The sequence below is a fragment of the Pseudomonas gessardii genome (genome assembly GCF_001983165.1).
In the GTDB taxonomy this organism is placed as follows: domain Bacteria; phylum Pseudomonadota; class Gammaproteobacteria; order Pseudomonadales; family Pseudomonadaceae; genus Aquipseudomonas; species Aquipseudomonas gessardii.
The window spans coordinates 17911-37660 of record NZ_MNPU01000038.1 but is presented as its reverse complement, the minus strand read 5'-3'; the positions used below and the strand labels follow the sequence as shown (position 1 = coordinate 37660).

The window sequence follows — 19750 nt, the reverse complement described above, 5'->3', positions numbered from 1 at the left end:
CAGGAGAAGGCGCCGGGCACACACCGACACCGGCCCATGCCCGCCCACCGCAGGATTATGCCAAACAGAAATTCCAGGCCGGTCTCCGGGCTCTCGCGTATCGAACCCTTCACCTTCCCATGGCGTTCTGGCCACAGTGGTGTAACGAAGGGGTCACGCGAATACCGTTGCGGGGGCAGCACCGGACTTGCTCGAACGAGCGTACCGGTTTCCCGTTTCACCTCATGCACGGCGGCATGCGGCACCTGAAACAGGGCCGCATCTGAACATTCGTAGGACCGTTCGTCAATGCGACGAACCGATTGGCCAGTGCCGCGTGCTGGAGGGTGCTCAGCGATTTGCCGTTGTAGCGCCCGTGCGGGGCGGGTAATACACGGGGTAGTAGGAGAAGAGAATGTATTCCAGAGGGTTGCGGATCAGGGAAATACCCGTGCGGTCCTTGACGGTGTCGACACTGTCGTATTCTGCGTAGGTGTCACTCACCAGCTTCGGTCCGTTTTGCGGTCCGTGCATCTGGGTGCCGGTTTCAAATTCGGAGGTGACCAGTTCGGGGCTGGGGGTCACTGTCACGGTCCCCACGAAGGCCTTCACCGGCTTTTTGATCAACCTCTGGAACTCGGCGGCAAAGGAGTTCTCGGAGCCATTGCCGGAGTAACAGACAAGCAAGCGAACGTTGTCGAACTGGCTGGGGTCGATGCCTTTGGCGAGCAGATGGGCATGCAGTTGTTCGGCGGTATGCTCGGCGCCGTCATAAAGGATGGTTGAACTCTTGCCCAGCAGTTGTTCCGTGAAGCTGAGGTCGCGGCCATGGGCGTTGATGTTGAGGCGGGGTTTGCCTTTGTATTCATCTTCAAAGGTAAAAAGGTTGCCTTTGACCAGTTGCATTTTTTTCATGTTGCCCTTCATGACGATCATGCGTCGGACCTTTTCGCCATTGGGCGCCTCTACGATACTGTTGTAGCGGCCACCACGCAGAGGTGTCTCGGCCAACCCTGAGGTCGGGTGTGTGTCGGTCTGCCTGGGCAGGGGGCGTGCTCGACGATGGGTCACCAGCATCGCAAGGTTGAGCAACAGATCCGCCATGGCCGGTTCTTTGTTCGACGTGTCATCGTCCGCCAGCGTTTGCAGGTCGCTGAGAAGGCCCTGGAACTGCAACATCGTACCGATGGCGGCACCCGGGCCGCGCAGGGCGGGCAGTACGGCGTTGAGCAACAGATAGCCGCCTTCCTTGAGCGTTGCCCAGCGGCTTTCGGCATCGGAGACAGATTGTTGTTCGGCCATGCTGATCAGGCCCTGGGCGTTGGCGTCGTACAGGTGGTTTATCAGTCTCCCGGTTTGCAGTTTGGCCTTCAGCGCATCGGCAGCGGCGTAGCTTCCTACGGCCAGCGTGGGTGCGGCGGGAATGGTTTCTCCGTCACCCACGCCAAACAGGCTGGTGATCTGGGCGGAGGGCTCCTTGAAACTCCAGGCCTTGTAGTATTCCCGGGTCGAGCTGTCGGGAAACCAGGCCAGGATGTCTTTTTGCAAACGCCCTGGCTGCTGGATGGCCTCCAGCAAGGCCTGGCGGGTCGGAAATTGCAGCAGCGGCGCGTCGGCGATCAATGGGCGATAGAGAATGTGCGGGCCGCTGGTGCTGTCTTCGGGCTCGATCAGGTACATGTTGTCGACCACGTCGGGCGTCGCGCCTGGCCCGGCGATGAATGCCAGCGGTCGCACGGTGATTTCTTTGCCGTCGACGGTCTTCGTGCCGGGTTCTGGATTGACGGCTGCCTGGACGTAACGCAAGCCTGTGGTGTCGAACCCCGATTGTTTTTGAACGGCCAACTCCAGGGCCTTGATTTGCAGTTCCACCGGAATCTGCTGGGCAAACAAAGACTGGCGCTCGGCCTTTTTGGCGGGATCGTCCAGCAGTTCGCGTTTGAGCAACTCGGGGTAATTTTTTCCCACGTCTATGTTCTGGATCAGCTTCTGCAGTTCGCCATCCACTTCCAGTTCGGGAACCCGCGTGTTACCCGGTTTGAGATAGACCTCCACGTCCCGGCTGGGCAGCCCCGAGAGGTTTCTCAGGAGCACATCGGTCATGCTCAGGCGTTCGCGATGGATGCTGCCACTGACCACACCACCCGGGGAGTTGCCGCCCACGGGAACCCTGAACACGACTTCCAGGTTTTTCGCCGGGTGCCCCGACACCATCAATTGACCGAAGGCCTTTTCGGCAAAGGGGCGGATATCCGGGATATCGCTGTTGTAGGTCCGCCCTTTATTGCGCTGGGTGAAACTCGCCAGTTCCAGGCTGAGTCCACGTAAGACAAAGCGCTCGGCCTCGCTGGCTTGACTGACCCAGGCTGGCATTTTGCGTTGGGGCTGATCCAGTGTGTTGAGGTTGAGATAAGCCGCAGCACTGGCAAGGCTGTGATCCAGGCGTTGATCGATAAGGGGTTGGGCCTGGTTATCGAAGGCATGGCCGTCCACTTTGCGCAAGGTGTTGAGGCGCCGTTGCCCGGGGAATTGCGCGTTGAGCTCTTGCTCGCGTGCTGCGTTGAAGGCTGCGTAGGAGTCATACGGGGTGACTGTGCCGTTAGGTTCGCAGAGCAGGAGAATCGTACGCTCGGCGATATGACGCTGAATCAGCAGGTTCGGCGAGGTGGATTCGATTGCGCCTTGGTTGGCCGCTGGAAGGCTGCCGAGGGCGAAGATTGTCACTTCGCTGTTGTCGGTGGGGGTTGGGCGCGTCAAGCCATTGGGGTAGCGCACTACCAGGTCGAGGGTTTCGCGTTGCTGCTCATCGAGCCCCGGTTGCTTGAGCCCGGCCAGTCGCACATTGTCGCGCAGCAGGTCACTGATCAGTGACCGATGACTGCCGGCAAAGGGGCGCAGACCTCCAGAGGCGGGTGTGCTGAAGGCGGGCTGGTCCCAGTACTTGGGCACGTCCGCTGCCAAGGCTGGGTTCATTTGGCCTGGGAGGGCGCGTAAAGCGCTTTGAAGATCGTTCATTTCAACGGGCAGTGGCGTGTCCGGGGTATTGCCGGTATGGGCCATAAGATCAGGGCGGGTATCGACCAGCTTGCTGCCGGCGGGCAAGTCTGGCACAGCGTCGTCTGTCAGGTAATCCAGGGCCAGGTCCATCAGGGGGGTGCGCTTGAACTGGCCAGGCTTGTCCGGGTCGGGCTGGGCAAAGTCGAGGTGGTTGATATCGAAGTCCAGCCCGGGCGATGCGCTCTTCAAGGCATCAGTGAGCAGTCGGGCCATGACCGCGCGCAGGCCGGGCTCGCCGGCAAACTGGCGACTGGCTATCTCGGTGGTCGGGTTAAGGGGCGTGGCAGGTGTGGCTTCGCGGGGGCTGGTTTTGTTGTCGAGGCGATCAATGACCGCGCGTCGTTTCGCCCGGACGGCGCTAGAGCGTTCGTTGTGGGCTGGGGCGTTCTCGTTCAAGGCAGGGAAACCGGTGTAGTTGAGTGCCGCGCACCGTTTGAGGGTTTCCAGCAACGTCCCCGTCGCCAGGTTTTCCCCGTAGAAATTCAACAACTCATTGACACTGATCCAGCTGTGCCGGGGGTGACGCACCTGCTCTGTCGAGCCTGCGGCCAGGCTCTTGGCTGACGCCCAGATGTCGGTGCTGACGGCTGACCAGCCTGAGTCGTCGGTCATGCGGAAAACCTTCTGGACCTTGACACCTTTGGCCCCTATTACCTGGCAGGTCAGTTCGCCGGTTTGTGGCGCAATGCTGATACTTGAGAGATCAATCTTGTTGTTTTTCACGAAGGTCAAGAATGAAGGCTCGGCCAGTGCGTTTTCGAGGGCCATGCGTACCTGTCCAAAGGTCGAGTACTCTGGAACCGTCCCGAAGGCAGAGGTGATGCCCTCTCCAGGGGGCCGGGTTTCCGTATGCCGGGCTGTCAGGACTGTGCTGCACCACCTCGCCAGTTCCAGATCGCCTTTGGCGATGAGCTGCGATGAGGTTTTGACTTGTCGCGCAGGCAAGTGTTGACCCTGCGCCTGTGTGATTTGCGCCGCGAGGGTGTCGATCGCATCCTGTTGCAATTGTTGGATGTGCCGGTGTTCGGGTAGGTGATGACGCGGCAGGTGAGACCTGGAGAACGCTACGCAAGGAAATCCATGGTCATGCTGTAAGCGACCGATAAAACGGAGCATGTCAGTTCTGGTATTCGAGTAGCTGGCACCGTAGAAGTCGCCCACGATATTCAGCGATGCGCGGTCTTCGCCGGCATATTCAAACGGTGATTCGAGGGTGGGCGCCAGATTGCGCGCGGCGGCCACGACGGCTGCAGACACCGCGTCCCAGCCGGGGGTGTACGTTGTAAAGTTGGCTGGCTGGCCATTGATCATGCACTCCAGCCACCCGGACCTTGGGTTCAGTTTGAAATGTGATGTGTCGATGTTGTTATTTTTGGCAAAGGTTGCAAAAGGCTCATCCTTGAGGGCCTGGGTGAGCCGCGCCCAGGCTTTTGCGAAGGTGGAATCGGGCGGGATGTTGTAGACCAACCGGGTCTCCGGGCTGTCTTGAGCACCTGAATCAAGTGAGATGACCTGGTTCATCAAGGTGGCGGCGAACTGCGCCGACAGCTCACTGTCGGCCACTCTGACCGTATGTTCGGCTTTTGCCTGGGCGTTCAGGGTAATGACATTCAGCGAAGGGCTGCGTCGTGAGCGTGCCAGGTTGTCCTGTGCGCCCAAGGGGGAGCCTGATGGCGAGGCTGCGGGAAGAAACAGGGCTTCGTCGAGGCGTTGTGCGTAGGTTTTTCCGGCGCCCCGGTCTCTGGGCGGGGGCAGTCGCAGGGGTAATCCTTGTTGAACGGCAGGCTCGGGTGAGGGGTTCAAGCCTGGGGGGCTGGGCATGGCGGGCAGAGTGGGTCGGGGGTTGGCGACTTTCATGATTATTCCTTCAGGCAGTGGTTCAACAAGGGGCTCGCAACGTTGTCGGTGAAGTCTGATGTTGGGTGGCTTTCTGTCCGGCATCCGTTCCCGCCGTTCGTAGGCTTTCCGTGTTCCTACAAGCCTTGGTGCTCCTGTGTCAGGATGTCGGTCTTACCTTGAAATCGGGGCGATTTTCGATGCAGGCCACTCGTTTGACCCTTATGTGCCATGCCCGCACACCTGCTCAAAAACGTGCGCGTTTCGCGTTGGACGAGCCCTTGGAAAGCGCGTGGCAGTTGCCGGCATTGTCATTGGCCGGCCGCTTCAAGCGTGCCCCTCGTGTGCTCTGCGGCCCCGAGGTCCGAACCTGGCAAACAGCCATGTTTTTTGCCGAATCCCCGCAGGTGGAAGAGGCCCTGCGCGACTGTGATTTGGGGCGGTGGCGCGGGCAGGGCCTCGATGAGGTGCAACTTGCCGAGCCCGACGCCTTGCAGGCCTGGCTGACGGATACCACGGCGGCCCCCCATGGAGGTGAGTCCGTTGAGCAACTGTGCGAGCGGGTAGGGCAGTGGCTGCGGTCCCTGGAACAGACCCCGGGCCATGTCCTGGCGGTGACCCATCCTTTTGTGATCCGCGCCGCGTTGCTGTACGCCATGCAGGGCCCGCTGGCGATGTTCAACCGGATTGATGTGGAGCCGTTGTCCGCCACCGAGCTGCGTTTCAACGGCGTGTGGCGCCTGCGCCTGGAAACGCGCGAGACCTGAGCGGCGCGAACATGGCAAAATCGCAGCCCCGCACTGAGAACCCCTTCATGAAAAAGATCCTGATCATCGGCATTGGCGCCGGCAACCCCGACTACATCACGATGCAGGCGGTGAAGGCGCTGAACCGCACCGACGTGTTTTTCCTGATGGACAAGGGCCAGAGCAAGGACAAGCTGATCGACCTGCGCCGGGAAATCTGCCAGACCTATATCGACGCCGGGCACGCCTACCGCTTTGTCGAAGCCGACTGCCCCGAGCGTGTGCGCGGCGAAATCGACTACACCACGGCGGTGCAGGATCTGAACCGCGACAAGCAACAGACCTTCGAGCGCATGATCAACGAACACATGGCTGACGGTGAAGTGGGGGCCTTCCTGGCCTGGGGCGATCCGGCGTTGTACGACAGCACCATCCGTATCCTGCAGGCGATCCTGGCCGATGGGCGCTGTGCCTTTGAGTTTGACGTCATCCCCGGGATTACCAGCGTCCAGGCCCTGGCGGCCCAGCATAAAGTGCCGCTGAACCGCATCGGCCGTTCGATCGAGATCACCACCGGGCGGCGGCTCGCGGCGGGGCAGGCCAGCGATGCCGACACCCTGGTGGTGATGCTCGATGCCGAGGACTCCTACCGCAGCGTCGCGGACCAGGACCTGGAGATCTACTGGGGCGCGTACCTGGGCACGCCGGATGAAATCCTGATCCGCGGCAAGGTGGCCGAGGTGGCCGACGAGATCGAGCGTGTACGCAAGGCAGCGCGCCAGGCTAATGGCTGGATCATGGATACCTACCTGCTACGCAAGCCGTAGGAGGGGGAGGGGAATGCATTAAAAAATGTGGGAGCGGGCTTGCTCGCGATGGCGGTGGGTCAGTCAAATATCTATCAACTGACACACCGCCATCGCGAGCAAGCCCGCTCCCACAGTGGATTTTTGTCGTTTTACCGGGCGGGGTCACTTGCCGCTGGTAATCTGCCTGACCAGCAGCCCATGCCCCGTCACATCCTCGGCCCGGGAAATGGCCTGGATCACCAGCAAGCGGTTGCCTGCGCCGGCAAGGAAGGTCGAGTTCAAGGTCTTGCCACCGCCCATGCTGGCGGTGCCATCAACCTGGCGCAGGCCCACGCCCTTGATCAGCAGTTTCTTCTGCGCCAGTTTCTTGTAGTCCGGCAGGCTGGTGCCTACGTCCTTGAGGAAGCCTTCAACCGCACTATCGAGAAACAGCGGTTCGTTGTCTTGCAGGTCGATCCCGTCATTGCGCAGGGTCTGGGCCACGACCACTACGCTTTTTGACGCCTGGTTGATATACATCGTGCCGTTGGCGCCAGCAGTGCCCTGGGCTTGCGCGCCGGCGGGCAGGGCGTCGGCGACATAGCCCTTGGGCAGGGTGAAGGTGAACTTGCCGTCCAGGGTCGAGACGATCTGGAAGTCGTCCGGCGCTGCCGCGGCCGGCTTGGTGGCCGCGAACAGTGGGCTGGCGCCCAGGCTGACAGTCAGCGTCAGGGCCAGGCGGGCGGCGGTTTGGCTGAGGGTGAGCATGAGGTCTTCCAATGGATGAACGAAATTGCGCTGTATTCTGTCAGAAAATTCGCAATTTCGTTCGGATCCATCCTCAAACCTTCCCCGACTCCTCCTCAAGACGGTCCATTTCAAACAACCGCGCCAGCTCTGCGCGCGATTCCTGGGCCGACTGCATCACCTTGGCCGCGTCGTCGTACACCGCGTGCTGCGCGGCCAGCAGTTGCAGGTCGTGGTGCTTGAAACGGTTGATCCGCGCATCGGCCTGGGTCTCGCTCAGCCCCAGGCCGACCAGGGTACGGCGGCTCATTTCCAGGCTGGAATAGAAGGTTTCGCGCACCGGTGACGCGTCCAGGTCCACCAGGCGATGCACATGCTGGCGGTTACGGGCACGGGCGATGATTTTCATGTGTGGGTAGAGGTTGCGCACCAGCTCGGCGGTCTTGATGTTGATTTCGGGATCATCCATGGCGATCACGACGTACTCGGCCTGGTCGACCTTGGCCGCGTGCAGGATCTCTGGGCGCTGGGGGTCACCGTAAAACACCGGCATACCACCAAAACTGCGGGTCAGCTCGATGGTTTCCACCGACGTGTCGAGGGCGATAAACGAAATATTCTGCGCCCGCAGGATCCGCGCCACAATCTGCCCCATCCGGCCCATGCCGGCGATCACCACCCGTGGCGCATCGCTCTCGATCGCACGGTATTCTTCCGGCACTTCCACCGGCTTGGCCTTGGGCCGGAACAGCTTCGGGCACAGCAGTAACAGCAGCGGGGTGAGGGCCATGGACAGGGTGATGGTCAACACCAGCACATCGTACAGGTGCGGGGCGAACAGGCCCTGGTCGCGGCCGATCTTGAACACCACGAAGGCAAATTCACCACCGGCCGCCAGGACCACGCCCAGGCGGACTGCGCTCTCGCGGTTCAGCTCACCGACCATCTGCCCGACCGCATACAGCAGCGGCAACTTGATGCCGATCAGCAGCAGGGTCAGGCCCAGCACCACAAAGGGCGTGCTGAACAACAGGCTGATATTGGCGCCCATGCCCACGCTGATAAAGAACAACCCCAGCAGCAGGCCCTTGAACGGCTCGATCTGTGATTCCAGCTCGTGGCGGTATTCCGAGTCGGCCAGCAGCAGGCCGGCGAGGAACGCGCCAAGGGCCATGGACACGCCCACCAGTTCCATCAGCCAGGCGGTGCCGATCACCACCAACAGCGCGGTGGCGGTGGACACTTCACGCAGGCCGGTCTTGGCCACGATGCGAAACACCGGGCGCAACAGGTAGCGGCCGCCGATAATCACCACGGCGATGCTGCCCAATACCTGCAACCCGTGGTTCAGGTCCTGGGCGGCGGTGGTGGTGTGGTCGCCGCCGGCCAGCAGCGGCACCATGGCGATCAACGGGATCGCCGCGATGTCTTGGAACAACAGGATCGCAAAGGCCAGACGCCCGTGGGGGCTGTTCAGCTCCTTGCGTTCGGCCAGGCTTTGCAGGCCAAAGGCCGTGGAGGACAACGCCAGGCCCAGGCCCAGCACAATCGCGCTGTTCCATGACTGGCCAAACGCCCAGAGCGCCACCGCCCCCATCACCATGGCGGTCAGCAGCACTTGCGCCAGGCCCACGCCAAACACTGCCTTGCGCATCACCCACAGGCGCTTGGGCGACAGTTCCAGGCCGATGATAAACAGCAACAACACCACCCCCAGCTCGGAGAACTGCGCGACGCTTTGCGGGTTGCCTATCAGCCCCAGTGCCGAAGGGCCGATGATCACGCCGGCGAACAGATAGCCCAGCACCGCGCCCAGTTTCAGGTGCTTGGCCAGGGGCACGGTCAGTACGGCGGCCAACAGGAACACTACGGCCGCTTGTAACAGGTTGCCTTCATGGGGCATCGCTTACTCCAGGATCTTTGAGGCGAATCGATAGGGCGCTATTAGAACGCGCTTTTATGCTACTGAATCTGAATTTTTGCCAGGGCACAGCGCTTTGTGCCAGTGCCTGTTGGATGTCGTATAAATCCTACAGGGCGCTCGCGAAAGTTTTAATACCGTTTATTTCAATGAGTTCGGTGAGGGCGGTTTTTTTTTGAATTAAAAGCTAGGTGTCGGGCGCGTGTAGAAAGTCCTAAAGTTATGCCCTTGAGTTTATATTCCATGGATGGCATATTTACATGAAGTGGGAAATTGAGTACACGGATGAATTCGGCAATTGGTGGTTTGGGCTGGATGCAAAGGAGCAGTCTTCTGTCTCGGCGACTGTAGATTTACTGGGCCTTTTGGGGCCAGCCCTGGGCTTTCCACACAGCAGCGATATCAAGAACTCCCGACATGGCAGCCTGCGGGAACTACGGATCCAGCATGCCGGGCGACCTTATCGGGTGCTGTATGTATTTGATCCGCGCAGATGTGCGCTGCTGCTGACCGGTGGTGAAAAAACCGGGCGCAATCGCTGGTATGCAGACCATATTCCGATTGCCGAAAAGCTGTATGACGAACACTTGGAAACATTGCTTAAGGAGGGCCTGAATCATGGCTAAGAAATTTGCTGACCTGCAGGCGCGCATGACCCCCGAGGCCCGTGCCGATGCCGAGCGGATCTTGCGGCAGCACCTCAAGGAAATGCCGTTGCACGAGCTGCGCAAAGCGCAACAGATGAGCCAGGAGAGCCTGGCCAAGGCCCTGAATATCAACCAGGCAGCGGTTTCCAAGATGGAGCGTCGTACCGATATGTACATCAGCACCTTGCGCAACTACATCCGTGCAATGGGTGGGGAGTTGGAGATTGTGGCGACGTTCCCGGACGGGCAGGTCAAGATCGAGAACTTCGCCACCTGACGTCTTTTACAGGGGCAGGCCCTGCGCCAATTCTTGTTACTATCGCTCTGCGTTTTCACCAGGAGCCAGCGCCTCATGCAACACCAGTGGGATGAAATGCACCGCACCCGCAAGCCCACGTTCGTGCTGTGCGGCGAGCCCCAGGGGCAGGTGCTCAATCTCTATGTCCATGGCTATTCTGCGTTTTTCAACCCGCAGCAACTGGCCAGTTTCCAGGCGCAACTGGCGGATATCGAAGGTTCGACCAACCTGATGTTGTTCTGGCCGGCCGGGCATTTCCTGGAAAACCTGTTCGCCCCCTTCAAGGACATCATCGCCTCGATGCTCGGCGGCGGCACCCTGGGCGCGGCGACCGTGGGCCTGGGCAAGGCGGTGGGCTATTTTCTTGATCACTACAAAAGTGTCGAGGCCCGGGTCGACGAGGTGGCCAGGACACTGTTGGCGGAACTGGCCAACTACCTGCACCGCGAATCGATCGAGGTGCGCCAGATCAACCTGGTCGGCCATTCCCTGGGCGCTCGCCTGCTGGTCAAGAGCCTGCTGGCCAGCCCGGAACTGGCCCGGGAACTGCCCCTCAACCACCTGTTGTTGATGGGCGGCGCGATATGCACATCCAGCCCCTGGGAGCAGGTGGCGGCGCCGCTCAAGGGGCGGGTGATCAATTGCCATTCCAGCAAGGACTGGGCCCTGGCGCTCAAGCCGGATGCCGAGCGCTGCATCGGCCGCTATGCCATTCCCCTGACCCCATCCCTCAAGGGCAAAGTGACCAATGTGCACCTGGTCACCTTCGACCACGCGGCCTACTGGCCGCAGTTGAAGATGGTGGTGCAGTACACCGACTTGCTGCACGAGCGCCGGGGCATGATCCGTGTGGACCCGCGCAGTGCCGAGGTGCGCTTTGCCCAAGAGGATGCGGACCTGTTCCCGGTGCTGCTCCAGGCACGGGCGCCAGAGTTGCAGTTTCTCGCCGAGCTGATGGCTGCCAAGCACAGTGCGGCCATCGATGGCGAGGTGCGCGACCCACTGAAACTGGCTATCGAGTTGCAGCGCATGGGCGGTGACAGCTTTATGAACCTGGCCCGTGGGCACGGTGTGAGTTACCGCCAATTGGCCCAGGACGTGGCCTTGCGCGTCGGCATCAAGTTTGACCAGCCCATCGACAGCGTGGCCCTGGTGAGCCTGGAGGAGCGGGTTGCCGAGACCCTGATCGAGCAGTACAAGGACAAGCTCAGCCTGGCCGACCGCCAGGTGTTCGAGGCCGAGCTCCGGGCCGCAGCGCAAAAGGAACAGGGGTTTTTCCACCGTTTCGATGTCGGCCGTTCGGCCACTACCGCCTTGAGCGGTACGGCGCTGGCCGGGTTGACCGGGTTTATCCTGCGGCGCGGGGCGGCCACGGCGATTCCGGTGGTGGGGCAGGCGTTGGCGGCGGCCATGCTGCTGGTGAGCGGGGTGCGGGCGTTTTCCGGGCCGGCGTACTCCATCACGACCCTGGCGGTGCTGGTGCTGGGGGTGATTCGCCAGCGCATGGAGCGCGAGGCGCTTAATCAAGAAATGGACCTGGTGGTGCAGGTGGTCGAGAAGCTTGATCTACCCCGGGAAACGCTGATGCGCACGGTCTCGCCGGACTGCTAAGCTGCGGGCTTGTCTTGTCTTGTCTTGTCTGCCTGCCTGGTACCCCGTGTGAAATTCAGCCTGCCGAAAACTGCCACCGCACCGTTCTGCCCACCGGAAGTGGCGGGCACCATCCCCGTCGATCCCCGTGCGCCATTTTTCAAACGGGTGCTGCAGTTTGCCGGCCCCGGCCTGCTGATTTCCATCGGCTACATGGACCCCGGCAACTGGGCCACGGCCATCGAGGCCGGGTCGCGCTATGGCTACAACCTGTTGTTCGTGGTGTTGCTCGCCAGCCTGGCGGGGATGGCGGTGCAGTGCCTGTGTTCGCGGCTGGGCATTGCCACCGGCAAGGACCTGGCGCAGCTGTGCCGCGAACGCTACAGCCGGCGTTCAGCGCGCACGCAATGGGTCTTGGCGGAAATCTCGATCATCGCCACCGACCTGGCCGAAGTGCTCGGCTGTGCCCTGGCGTTCCACCTGTTGCTGGGGGTATCGCTGACCACCGGCATTGTCATCACCGCGTTTGACACACTGCTGATCCTGGCCCTGCAAAACCGTGGCTTCCGGCGCCTGGAAGCTATCATGCTGGCGTTGGTGGCGACCATCGGGGTGTGTTTCTTTGTCGAACTGGTGTTGATCAAACCTTATTGGCCGGACGTTTTGCGTGGTTTCACGCCATCTCTCTCGGCGATCAGCGACGCCGCGCCGCTGTACCTGGCCATCGGCATCCTCGGGGCCACCGTGATGCCCCATAACCTGTACCTGCACACGTCCATCGTGCAGACCCGCCTGTTTGGCAAGGACCTGGCCAGCCGCCAGGACGCGGTCAGGCTGGCGCGTATCGACACCATCGGCTCCCTGGCCCTGGCCTTGCTGGTCAACTCGGCGATCCTGGTGCTGGCCGCTGCGGCATTCCACCAGACCGGGCATAGCGAGGTCGTGGAAATCCAGGACGCCTACCACCTGCTGGACCCGCTGGTGGGCGGCGCCTTCGCCAGTATCCTGTTCGGCATTGCCTTGCTGGCGTCCGGGCAAAGCTCGACCTTCACCGGCACCATCGCCGGCCAGGTGATCATGGAGGGCTACCTCAACCTGCGCCTTCCCTGCTGGCAACGCCGCCTGATCACCCGTGGCCTGGCGCTGATCCCGGCGTTCCTCGGGGTGTGGTTGATGGGAGATGATGCCATTGGCAAGCTGCTGATCCTCAGCCAGGTGGTGCTTAGCCTGCAGTTGCCCTTTGCCCTGTACCCGCTGATCCGCATGACCGGCGATCAGCAACTGATGGGGCCGTTCGTCAATCGCCTGCCCACCAGGATCCTGGCCTGGAGCCTGTTTACGGTGATCAGCGGCGCCAATGCCTGGTTGATCGGCCAGTGGCTGTTTTGAGTCAGCGGTCCCAGTAGGGCACGCTGCCGAAGCGTTCGACAAAAAAGTCGATGACCGTGCGCACCTTCACCGACAAGCGCCGGCTGCCGGGCCATAACGCGGCAATCTGCTGCGGCTCCAGGGTGGTGGCCACTTCATAGTCGGTCAGCACCGCCTGCAGGCGCCCGGCGCGCAGGCTGTCGCCGATCAGCCAGGAGGGGAACACCACCAGTCCCAGGCCTTGTTCGGCGGCGCGCGCCAGGGTGTCGGCGTGGTTGCCGGTGAGCGGGCCCTTGACCGAGTAGGGCGTCCAGTCGCCTGGTTCGCGACGGAAGTACCAGCGTTGCTGGCCATTCACCCCCTTGTACGCCAGGCATTGGTGATGGCGCAGTTCATCGGGATGGCGCGGCGTGCCGAAGCGCGCCAGGTAGTCGGGGCTGGCGGCGATCCGGTAGCGCTGGGGCGCGAAAATACGCGCCTGCATCCCGGAATCGTTGAGCACACCGATACGGAACAACAGGTCGGCGCCTTCTTGCAGGGGGTCGATGTAGGTGTCGGTCTGCTGGATATCCAGTTGCAGCCTGGGATAACGCTGGCACAACTCGGCCACCCAGGGCGACAGGTGCCGCTGGCCGAACACCATGGGCGCATTGATGCGCACCAGGCCGCTGGGCTCGCTTTCCTGTTCTTGCAGGGCCTGCCCGGCTTCTTCCAGCTGTTGCAGCATCAGGCGCGCATGATGCCCGAGCAAACGCCCGGCTTCTGTGGGGCTGATCGCCCGGGTATGCCGATAGAGCAATTGCTGGCTCAGGGCCTGTTCCATCAATTGGATCTGTCGGGAAATGGAAGAGGGCGCCAGGCCTTCGCGGCGTGCGACTTCGGAGAAGCTGCCGTGGTCCAGCACCGCGACAAACAGGCGTAGCGCCTTGAAACTCAACTCGTTGAAGCCCTGCATGACCGCTCCGTGCTGTGCGTAATACGCAAAAGTGTTGTCGGCATGCTCCCATTTATCGCACAGATTTGTCACCGGATAATGCGCGTCATTGTGCTTCTCTGACGTGTAGGTGATGTATGCAAACTTCTTCTCTTGAACGCGCGGCCCAGGCCCGCCCGCAGAACCGGTTGGGGCTGCTGCTGTTGCCGCTGGTGATCCTGGCCGGCATGGGCCTGTCGGTGGAGGCTGGCCTGTTGGGGCCGCTGGGGGCCCAGGTGGGGCATTTATGGGCCACCTTGAGCATCTTTGGGGTGGGTACGCCCATCCTGCTGCTGTTGCTGCTGTTCAGCGGCCCGCAAAAAGGCCCGGCCCTCAACGCACTGCCGCGCTGGCAACTGATCGGCGGTTTCCTGGGCCCCACGTATGTGGTGGTGCTGATCCTGGCCACGCCCCGGATCGGCATTGCCATGACCATGATCGCGATCCTTTCCGGGCAAGTGGGCAAGAGCGTGCTGATTGACCATTTCGGCTGGTTCGGCAGCCCCCGCAAGCGGGTCAATGGCGAACGCTGGCTTGCGCTGCTGTTGATTGGGGTGGCTCTTGTTCTGATTGCGCGGGGTTAAGGCGATGAATCTGATTCTATTGTTGGTGCTGGTGGTTGCCGCCGGTGCGGTGTTGAGTGTGCAAGCGGCAATCAATGGGCGCCTGGGGCAAACCGTGGGGGTGCTGCGCAGCAGCCTGGTCACGTTCGTGGTGGGCATGCTGGTGACCGGCCTGCTGATTCTGTTTTTCGAGCCGGCCCAGGCCGTGAGCCTGCTTGAGGTGCCCAAGTGGCAACTGACCGGGGCATTGTTCGGCGTGGTCTACATGCTAGTGATGGTCGGTGCCGTGCCCATCGTGGGCACGGCGGTAGCGACGGTGGCGGTGATCGTCGGCCAATTGGCCATGGGCCTGTTGATCGACAGCTTCGGCTGGCTGGGCAACACGGCCATCGAACTGTCCGGCAGCCGGGTGTTGGCGATGCTGTGCCTGGCGTTGGCGCTGGTGTTCATGTATCGCAGCAGCACGCGCCAGGCGGATTGAGCACGGGCTAGAACTGATACCCCACGCCCGCGTAATAACCCCAGCCATTGGACCGGGCACGGAAGTTGCCATCGCCGAAGTTCAGTTCACTGCCGTCCTGCCAGTTACCACCGTTGTGGAAGTAACGCCCCACCAGGGTGAAGCGCAGGTGGGTAAAGGCATACAGCAAGACGTTGGTGGCCACCAGGGAGTTGGCGGTGCGTGCCGGGTTGTCCTTGTGCAGGTCCGAGCCAAAGTCATAGTTGGTAAAGCCGATGTAGGTCAGCGATGCACCATTGTCGAACTGGCCAAGGGGCACGATGTATTTCATCTGTGCACGGTAGCCGTCCCAGGAGTATTCGTTGCTCGCGCCGTAGTTTTCCCACTGGTATCGCCCATAGAAGTTGGCCGACAGAATGACCCGCGAGCGGGTGTCGATATCTGTGCCCAGGCCGCTGTACAAGGTATTGGCCCGGTTGGCGCTGTTGCTGCCATGGTCGTAGATCCAGTCGAAGGCCACATACCATTCCTTGAACGGCCCAACCGCCAGGCTGCGTCCGGCCAGGTAGTCGATGGAGATCCGTGGCTCATGTTCCATGAACACCGGTGAGCCGCGGTCCCACACGCCCTTGTCGTTGCTGTTGCCGATGCCGAAGATCTTCGGCACGTCGATATAGCCATATAGCTCGAATGGGCCTTTACGGCCGAAATACTCGTATTCCAGATAGATATCATCGGTCGGCCTGGGCCCGAAGCTGATGTCTTTGCTGCCAATGATCGTCAGGTCCTGGTTGAACCAGTCCGACAGGTACACGCCCTTTTTCGCCGGGCTGGCTTCGGCGCTCAGGGCCTCGCCCTGGGCTGATTCATCAAGCGGTTTTTTCTCGGCCCGGGTGGGAGTACTGAGTACTCCCGTAACGGCAGCCAGCATTAAGGAAACACCCAAGGTGGTCAGCGGGGTGGGGCGCCTGGAGGTCAATGGCATGGAAAATCCTTGTTCGTGTGCGGTGTTGAGCCGGTGGCCCGGAGACGGACGAACATGCAGGCAATCGGTGGCCAAGTTCGTGACGCAAACGTTTGCATAAGCTGTACCAACTTTGGTCAAACGCTTGACGAGCCTGGGGAAAGTGGGAAATTTCCGATCTTTTGATCAGAAGGTAACTCTGCTCACCTTGCCGCCGGCGTAAGCTGACCTACCTTTTCCAATCGTTGTGGAGTCTGTTTGTGGCCAAAGCATCTGCTGTCATTGAAATCCCGGTCTCGGCCGATCAAGTCTGGCAACGGGTCGGCGGGTTCAACTCGTTGCCCGATTGGCTGCCGCTGATTGCCAAGAGCGAGCCGGGCGAAGGCGGGCGTGTGCGTCACCTGCAAACCGTGGATGGCGCGGTGGTGGTCGAGCATTTGCAGACCTTCGATAACGTTGCGCGCACCTACACGTACACCATCAGCGAATCGCCGTTCCCGGTCAGTGCGTATCTGGCGACCTTGCAGGTTGAAGCGCTGGGTGAGCACTCGGCCAAAGTCACCTGGTCGGGTGTGTTCACTCCGATTGCCGGGGTGACGGATGCCGAGGTGGAAGAGCTGTTCAGCGGCGTTTACACCGGCGGCGTCGAGGCCCTGCGCAAAAACTTCCCGGCCTGATCCGCCGCTATCGCCGGCAAGCCGGCTCCTACAGTGGGGGCTGTGGGCGGCACTCCAGGGTCAACCGCGCGCCCCCACGCTCGCTGCTGCCGACTTCCAGCCGGAAGCCATGCAGGTTGATGATCGCCGCCACAATCGACAGGCCCAGGCCAAAGCTGCCCTGCTGCTGACCGCCCTCGACCCGGTAAAAGCGCTGGAACACCGCGGCCCGTTCCGCCTCTGGAATCCCCGGGCCCGAGTCCAGGACGTCGATGCGCGTGCTGCCAGCCTGCTCGATCCCGCGCAGAATCACTTCGCCGCCCGGCGGGGTGAACTTGAGCGCATTGCTCAGCAGGTTGGCCAGGGCCTCGAACAGCAGCGCGCGGTCGCCGGTAATCGGCGGCAAGGCTGCGGGAACTTGCAACAGCAGCGTCATCTGGCCTTCTTCCGCCAAGGGCAGGTAGACGTCATGGAGTTCCTGGAGCAAGGGCAGGGGGGCGAAAACCCGGAAGCCTGCGCGCCGCTGGCGGTCCTCCAGTTCGGAAATGCGCAGCAAGCCACGAAAACGCGCCATCAGCGTGTCGGTCTCGCTGATCACTGCATCCAGTTGCCAGGCCAGGGGCGAATCTTCAGCGGCCTGTTGCTTGATCCGGTACAACTGCGCGCGCAAGCGGGTCAGGGGGGTACGCAGGTCGTGGGCAATGTTGTCGCACACGCCCTTGACCTCGTTCATCAGTTTTTCGATGCGCTCCAGCATGGCATTGACGATGGCCGCCAGCATGTCCAGTTCGTCGCGGCGGTTGGACAGCGGCAGGCGGTGGGTCAGGTCGCCGGCGACGATGGCCTCGGCACTGGCCTGGATCCCGCGAATCCGCCGCAGCGGGCGCCGACGCAGCAGGTGCCAGCCGGCGACGCCGGGGAGGATGGTCAGGGAAATGGCCCAGAACAGGGCTTGCAGGATGATCCGGGTCACGCCCAGCAACGAGCCGTTGTCGCGCACCAGCACCAGCCAGCGGCCATCCTGGGTGTGGGTCGCCACCGCGTCGCAACTGCCCCGGGGCAGTGTCGGGTCATCCGATTCGATGCAGTTGGCCAGGGCATGGATACGCCCGTCCAGGGGCAAGCCTGCGGGGATCTGCTGGAGCGGGCCGCTAAGGGGCCGTTGTTGTCTGTCGAACAGGCCATAGGCATCAATACCCTTCATATCGAAGGTCATGCTGGTGGCCAGGGCCTCATCCAGTTGCGTGCCCTCGAAGTGTTGGAACAGGTGCTGGCGCTGCAATAGCGAGTGGCGCGACAGGTCGCCCAGGTAAGCCGAGACCTCGTAATACAGCACCCCCATGAGGATGCAGCTCCAGGCCACGAACAGCGAGCTGTACAGCGCCAGCAGGCGGCTGCTGGACGAGCGCCAGCCGTTAGACGGGTTCAGCAATGACATAGCCCGAGCCTCGTACCGTGCGGATCAGCGGCGTCAGGCCCGGCGGGTCGATTTTCTTGCGCAGGCGGCCAATGTGCACGTCGATCAGGTTGGTGCCCGGGTCGAAGTGATAACCCCACACTTCCTCGAAGATCATCATCCGCGAGAGGATTTGCCCGGTGTTGCGCATCAAGAACTCCAGCAGCTTGTACTCGGTGGGCAGCAAGCTCAGCGGCTGGTCGGCGCGGCTGGCTTCGCGGCTGATCAGGTTCAGTTCCAGGTCGGCCACGCGCAGTGCGGTTTGCGCGGCCTTGGCCGCGTTGTTGCGCCGCAGCAGCACCTCGACCCGGGCGGCCATCTCGTCGGAAGCAAAGGGTTTGGTCAGGTAATCGTCGCCCCCGGCGCGCAGGCCGCGCACCCGTTCATCCACGTCGGAGAGGGCGCTGATCATCAGGATCGGCGTCGACACGCCAAGGGTGCGCAAGGTGGTGACAATGGCCAGGCCATCGAGCTCCGGGAGCATACGGTCGAGGGTGATCAGGTCGTAATCGCCACTGACCGCCCGTGTCAGGCCTTCGCGGCCGTTGTCGACCCAGTCCACCTCCAGTCCATGGCTGCTCAGCTCGGCGACGATTTCGCGGGCCGTCACGGCGTCGTCTTCGATGGTCAAAATACGGGGCATGGGGGGCTACCTGGTTACACGGGAGTGAGGCATTTTGCCAAGAAATGCTAGCGAGGTTTCTAAAAGAAAATTCATGTAGGCCATTCTTGGGGCTGCCTCGGTCAACATGTGGGAGCAGGCCTTTTTAGTCGTCGAACCCCACCTGTTCGTGAATCTCATCGACCTTCAATTCCAGCCGGTACGCCACGGCAATAAACAGCGCCTGGCACAGACACAACGTGGCACTCAGCGAGCGGAACGCGAACGACGAGCCTTCATTGACCAGCAACACCGTGTTGGCGCGCTTGGCCAGCGGTGACAGGTTGCTGTCGGTGATGATCAGCGTCTTGGCCTGGTGGTGCTGGGCGATGCGCAGGCAGTGCTGGGTTTCCTTGCCGTAGGGCGTGAAGCTGATGGCGATCACCAGGTCATTGGCACGCACGCTGCGCATCTGCTCGCGGTAGCTGCCGCCCAGGCCCGAGACCAGGTGGATGCGCTTGTTGGTGTGTTGCAAGTTGTAGACCAGGTAGTCGGCCACCGCAAAGGAGCGGCGCACGCCGACCACGTAGATATTGTCGGCGTTGACCACCAGGTCCACGGCTTTCTCGAAGGCGGCGTCGTCCAGTTCCAGGCCCAGGCGCTCGATGCCCGACAGCGTGGCATTCACGCATTCGCGGGCCAGGTCGCCGCCGCTGGCTTTCTGCGACTTGTTGGCGATCATGCTGCGGATGCGCTGCTGGTAGTTCTGCACCGGCGTGGTCTTGTGGGTATACGCCTCGCGAAACAGCGCCTGCATCTCACTGAACCCGCTGAAACCAAAGCGCTGGGAAAACCGCACGATGGCCGAAGGATGGACTTCGCATTCCCGGGCGATATCGCTGATGCGATCGACCATGATCCGATCGCTCTGCTGGCTCATGTAGCTGGCGATGCGCTTGAGCTGGCGGGGCAGGCTTTCGTATTCATCGGTGATCAACTGCAACAGACGCTCGGCATTGATCGGAGGGCTGGCGAGAGCTTCGGTAACGTCGGTCTCGGCGCGAGCCTGCTGATCGGTGCGGGACATAGGCAATCCTTCT

The 19750-nt window shown here is 61.7% G+C and carries 17 protein-coding genes and 1 riboswitch; of the genes, 9 read left to right on the top strand and 8 right to left on the bottom strand.

Going from position 1 to position 19750, the window contains the following annotated elements:
- Positions 1-59: 59 nt before the first annotated feature.
- A riboswitch (cobalamin riboswitch) is annotated at positions 60-264 on the bottom strand.
- Between the two features lie 66 nt (positions 265-330).
- Positions 331-4893, bottom strand: coding sequence for a hypothetical protein (locus BLL38_RS21835; protein ID WP_130898254.1), 4563 nt, complete (start codon positions 4891-4893; stop codon positions 331-333).
- A gap of 179 nt (positions 4894-5072) precedes the next feature.
- On the opposite strand from BLL38_RS21835, the gene BLL38_RS21830 reads away from it, so the two are divergent.
- Together BLL38_RS21830 and cobF are read left to right on the top strand one after the other, a co-directional pair.
- Positions 5073-5639 (top strand): histidine phosphatase family protein, encoded by a 567-nt coding sequence (locus BLL38_RS21830; RefSeq protein ID WP_076964307.1) that lies wholly within the window; start codon positions 5073-5075, stop codon positions 5637-5639.
- 47 nt (positions 5640-5686) lie between these two features.
- Positions 5687-6445, top strand: coding sequence for a precorrin-6A synthase (deacetylating) (gene cobF / locus BLL38_RS21825; RefSeq protein ID WP_076964306.1), 759 nt, complete (start codon positions 5687-5689; stop codon positions 6443-6445).
- A 144-nt stretch (positions 6446-6589) separates the two neighbouring features.
- Here cobF and BLL38_RS21820 read toward each other — a convergent pair whose 3' ends face one another.
- Both BLL38_RS21820 and BLL38_RS21815 read right to left on the bottom strand, forming a co-directional pair.
- Entirely contained in the window at positions 6590-7174 is a 585-nt protein-coding gene (locus BLL38_RS21820; RefSeq protein ID WP_076964305.1) for a DcrB/PsbP domain-containing protein, read from the bottom strand.
- 73 nt (positions 7175-7247) lie between these two features.
- Complete coding sequence (locus tag BLL38_RS21815; protein WP_076964304.1) at positions 7248-9056, bottom strand: monovalent cation:proton antiporter-2 (CPA2) family protein; 1809 nt, start codon at positions 9054-9056, stop codon at positions 7248-7250.
- 278 nt (positions 9057-9334) lie between these two features.
- On the opposite strand from BLL38_RS21815, the gene BLL38_RS21810 reads away from it, so the two are divergent.
- From BLL38_RS21810 to BLL38_RS21795, 4 genes are all read left to right on the top strand, one after another.
- Positions 9335-9700 carry a type II toxin-antitoxin system RelE/ParE family toxin gene (locus BLL38_RS21810; RefSeq protein ID WP_076964303.1) on the top strand — a complete coding sequence of 122 codons (366 nt, stop codon included), beginning with the start codon at positions 9335-9337 and terminating at the stop codon, positions 9698-9700.
- Entirely contained in the window at positions 9693-9998 is a 306-nt protein-coding gene (locus tag BLL38_RS21805; protein WP_076964302.1) for an XRE family transcriptional regulator, read from the top strand. Before BLL38_RS21810 ends, BLL38_RS21805 begins: the two co-directional genes overlap by 8 nt.
- A 75-nt stretch (positions 9999-10073) precedes the next feature.
- Positions 10074-11630, top strand: a complete 1557-nt coding sequence (locus tag BLL38_RS21800; RefSeq protein WP_076964301.1) for a DUF726 domain-containing protein — start codon at positions 10074-10076, stop codon at positions 11628-11630.
- A gap of 48 nt (positions 11631-11678) precedes the next feature.
- Complete coding sequence (locus BLL38_RS21795; RefSeq protein ID WP_076964300.1) at positions 11679-12998, top strand: Nramp family divalent metal transporter; 1320 nt, start codon at positions 11679-11681, stop codon at positions 12996-12998.
- A 1-nt stretch (position 12999) separates the two neighbouring features.
- Here BLL38_RS21795 and BLL38_RS21790 read toward each other — a convergent pair whose 3' ends face one another.
- Positions 13000-13932 carry a LysR family transcriptional regulator gene (locus BLL38_RS21790; protein WP_076964299.1) on the bottom strand — a complete coding sequence of 311 codons (933 nt, stop codon included), beginning with the start codon at positions 13930-13932 and terminating at the stop codon, positions 13000-13002.
- A 116-nt stretch (positions 13933-14048) separates the two neighbouring features.
- Here BLL38_RS21790 and BLL38_RS21785 point away from each other — a divergent pair, with 116 nt between their 5' ends.
- Together BLL38_RS21785 and BLL38_RS21780 are read left to right on the top strand one after the other, a co-directional pair.
- The gene (locus BLL38_RS21785; RefSeq protein ID WP_076964298.1) at positions 14049-14534 is read left to right on the top strand and encodes a DMT family transporter; all 486 of its coding nucleotides are present in this window, start codon (positions 14049-14051) and stop codon (positions 14532-14534) included.
- Between the two features lie 4 nt (positions 14535-14538).
- The gene (locus BLL38_RS21780; RefSeq protein ID WP_076964297.1) at positions 14539-14994 is read left to right on the top strand and encodes a DMT family transporter; all 456 of its coding nucleotides are present in this window, start codon (positions 14539-14541) and stop codon (positions 14992-14994) included.
- Between the two features lie 7 nt (positions 14995-15001).
- On the opposite strand, the gene BLL38_RS21775 is transcribed toward BLL38_RS21780, so the two are convergent.
- Positions 15002-15958: a nucleoside-specific channel-forming protein Tsx gene (locus BLL38_RS21775; RefSeq protein ID WP_076964296.1), complete on the bottom strand. Its 957-nt coding sequence runs from the start codon at positions 15956-15958 to the stop codon at positions 15002-15004.
- A 239-nt stretch (positions 15959-16197) separates the two neighbouring features.
- On the opposite strand from BLL38_RS21775, the gene BLL38_RS21770 reads away from it, so the two are divergent.
- A complete protein-coding gene (locus BLL38_RS21770) occupies positions 16198-16614 on the top strand; it encodes an SRPBCC family protein (RefSeq protein WP_076964295.1) in 417 nt (138 codons plus the stop codon).
- A gap of 28 nt (positions 16615-16642) precedes the next feature.
- Here the strand turns inward: BLL38_RS21770 and BLL38_RS21765 are convergent, their stop codons facing one another.
- The 3 genes from BLL38_RS21765 to BLL38_RS21755 all read right to left on the bottom strand — a co-directional run bounded on the left by BLL38_RS21765 (position 16643) and on the right by BLL38_RS21755 (position 19737).
- On the bottom strand, positions 16643-18031 hold the full coding sequence (locus BLL38_RS21765; RefSeq protein WP_076964294.1) for a sensor histidine kinase: 1389 nt from the start codon (positions 18029-18031) through the stop codon (positions 16643-16645).
- Positions 18009-18692 (bottom strand): response regulator transcription factor, encoded by a 684-nt coding sequence (locus BLL38_RS21760; protein WP_076964327.1) that lies wholly within the window; start codon positions 18690-18692, stop codon positions 18009-18011. Before BLL38_RS21760 ends, BLL38_RS21765 begins: the two co-directional genes overlap by 23 nt.
- A 124-nt stretch (positions 18693-18816) precedes the next feature.
- Positions 18817-19737 carry a MurR/RpiR family transcriptional regulator gene (locus BLL38_RS21755; RefSeq protein WP_076964293.1) on the bottom strand — a complete coding sequence of 307 codons (921 nt, stop codon included), beginning with the start codon at positions 19735-19737 and terminating at the stop codon, positions 18817-18819.
- Positions 19738-19750 lie beyond the last annotated feature (13 nt).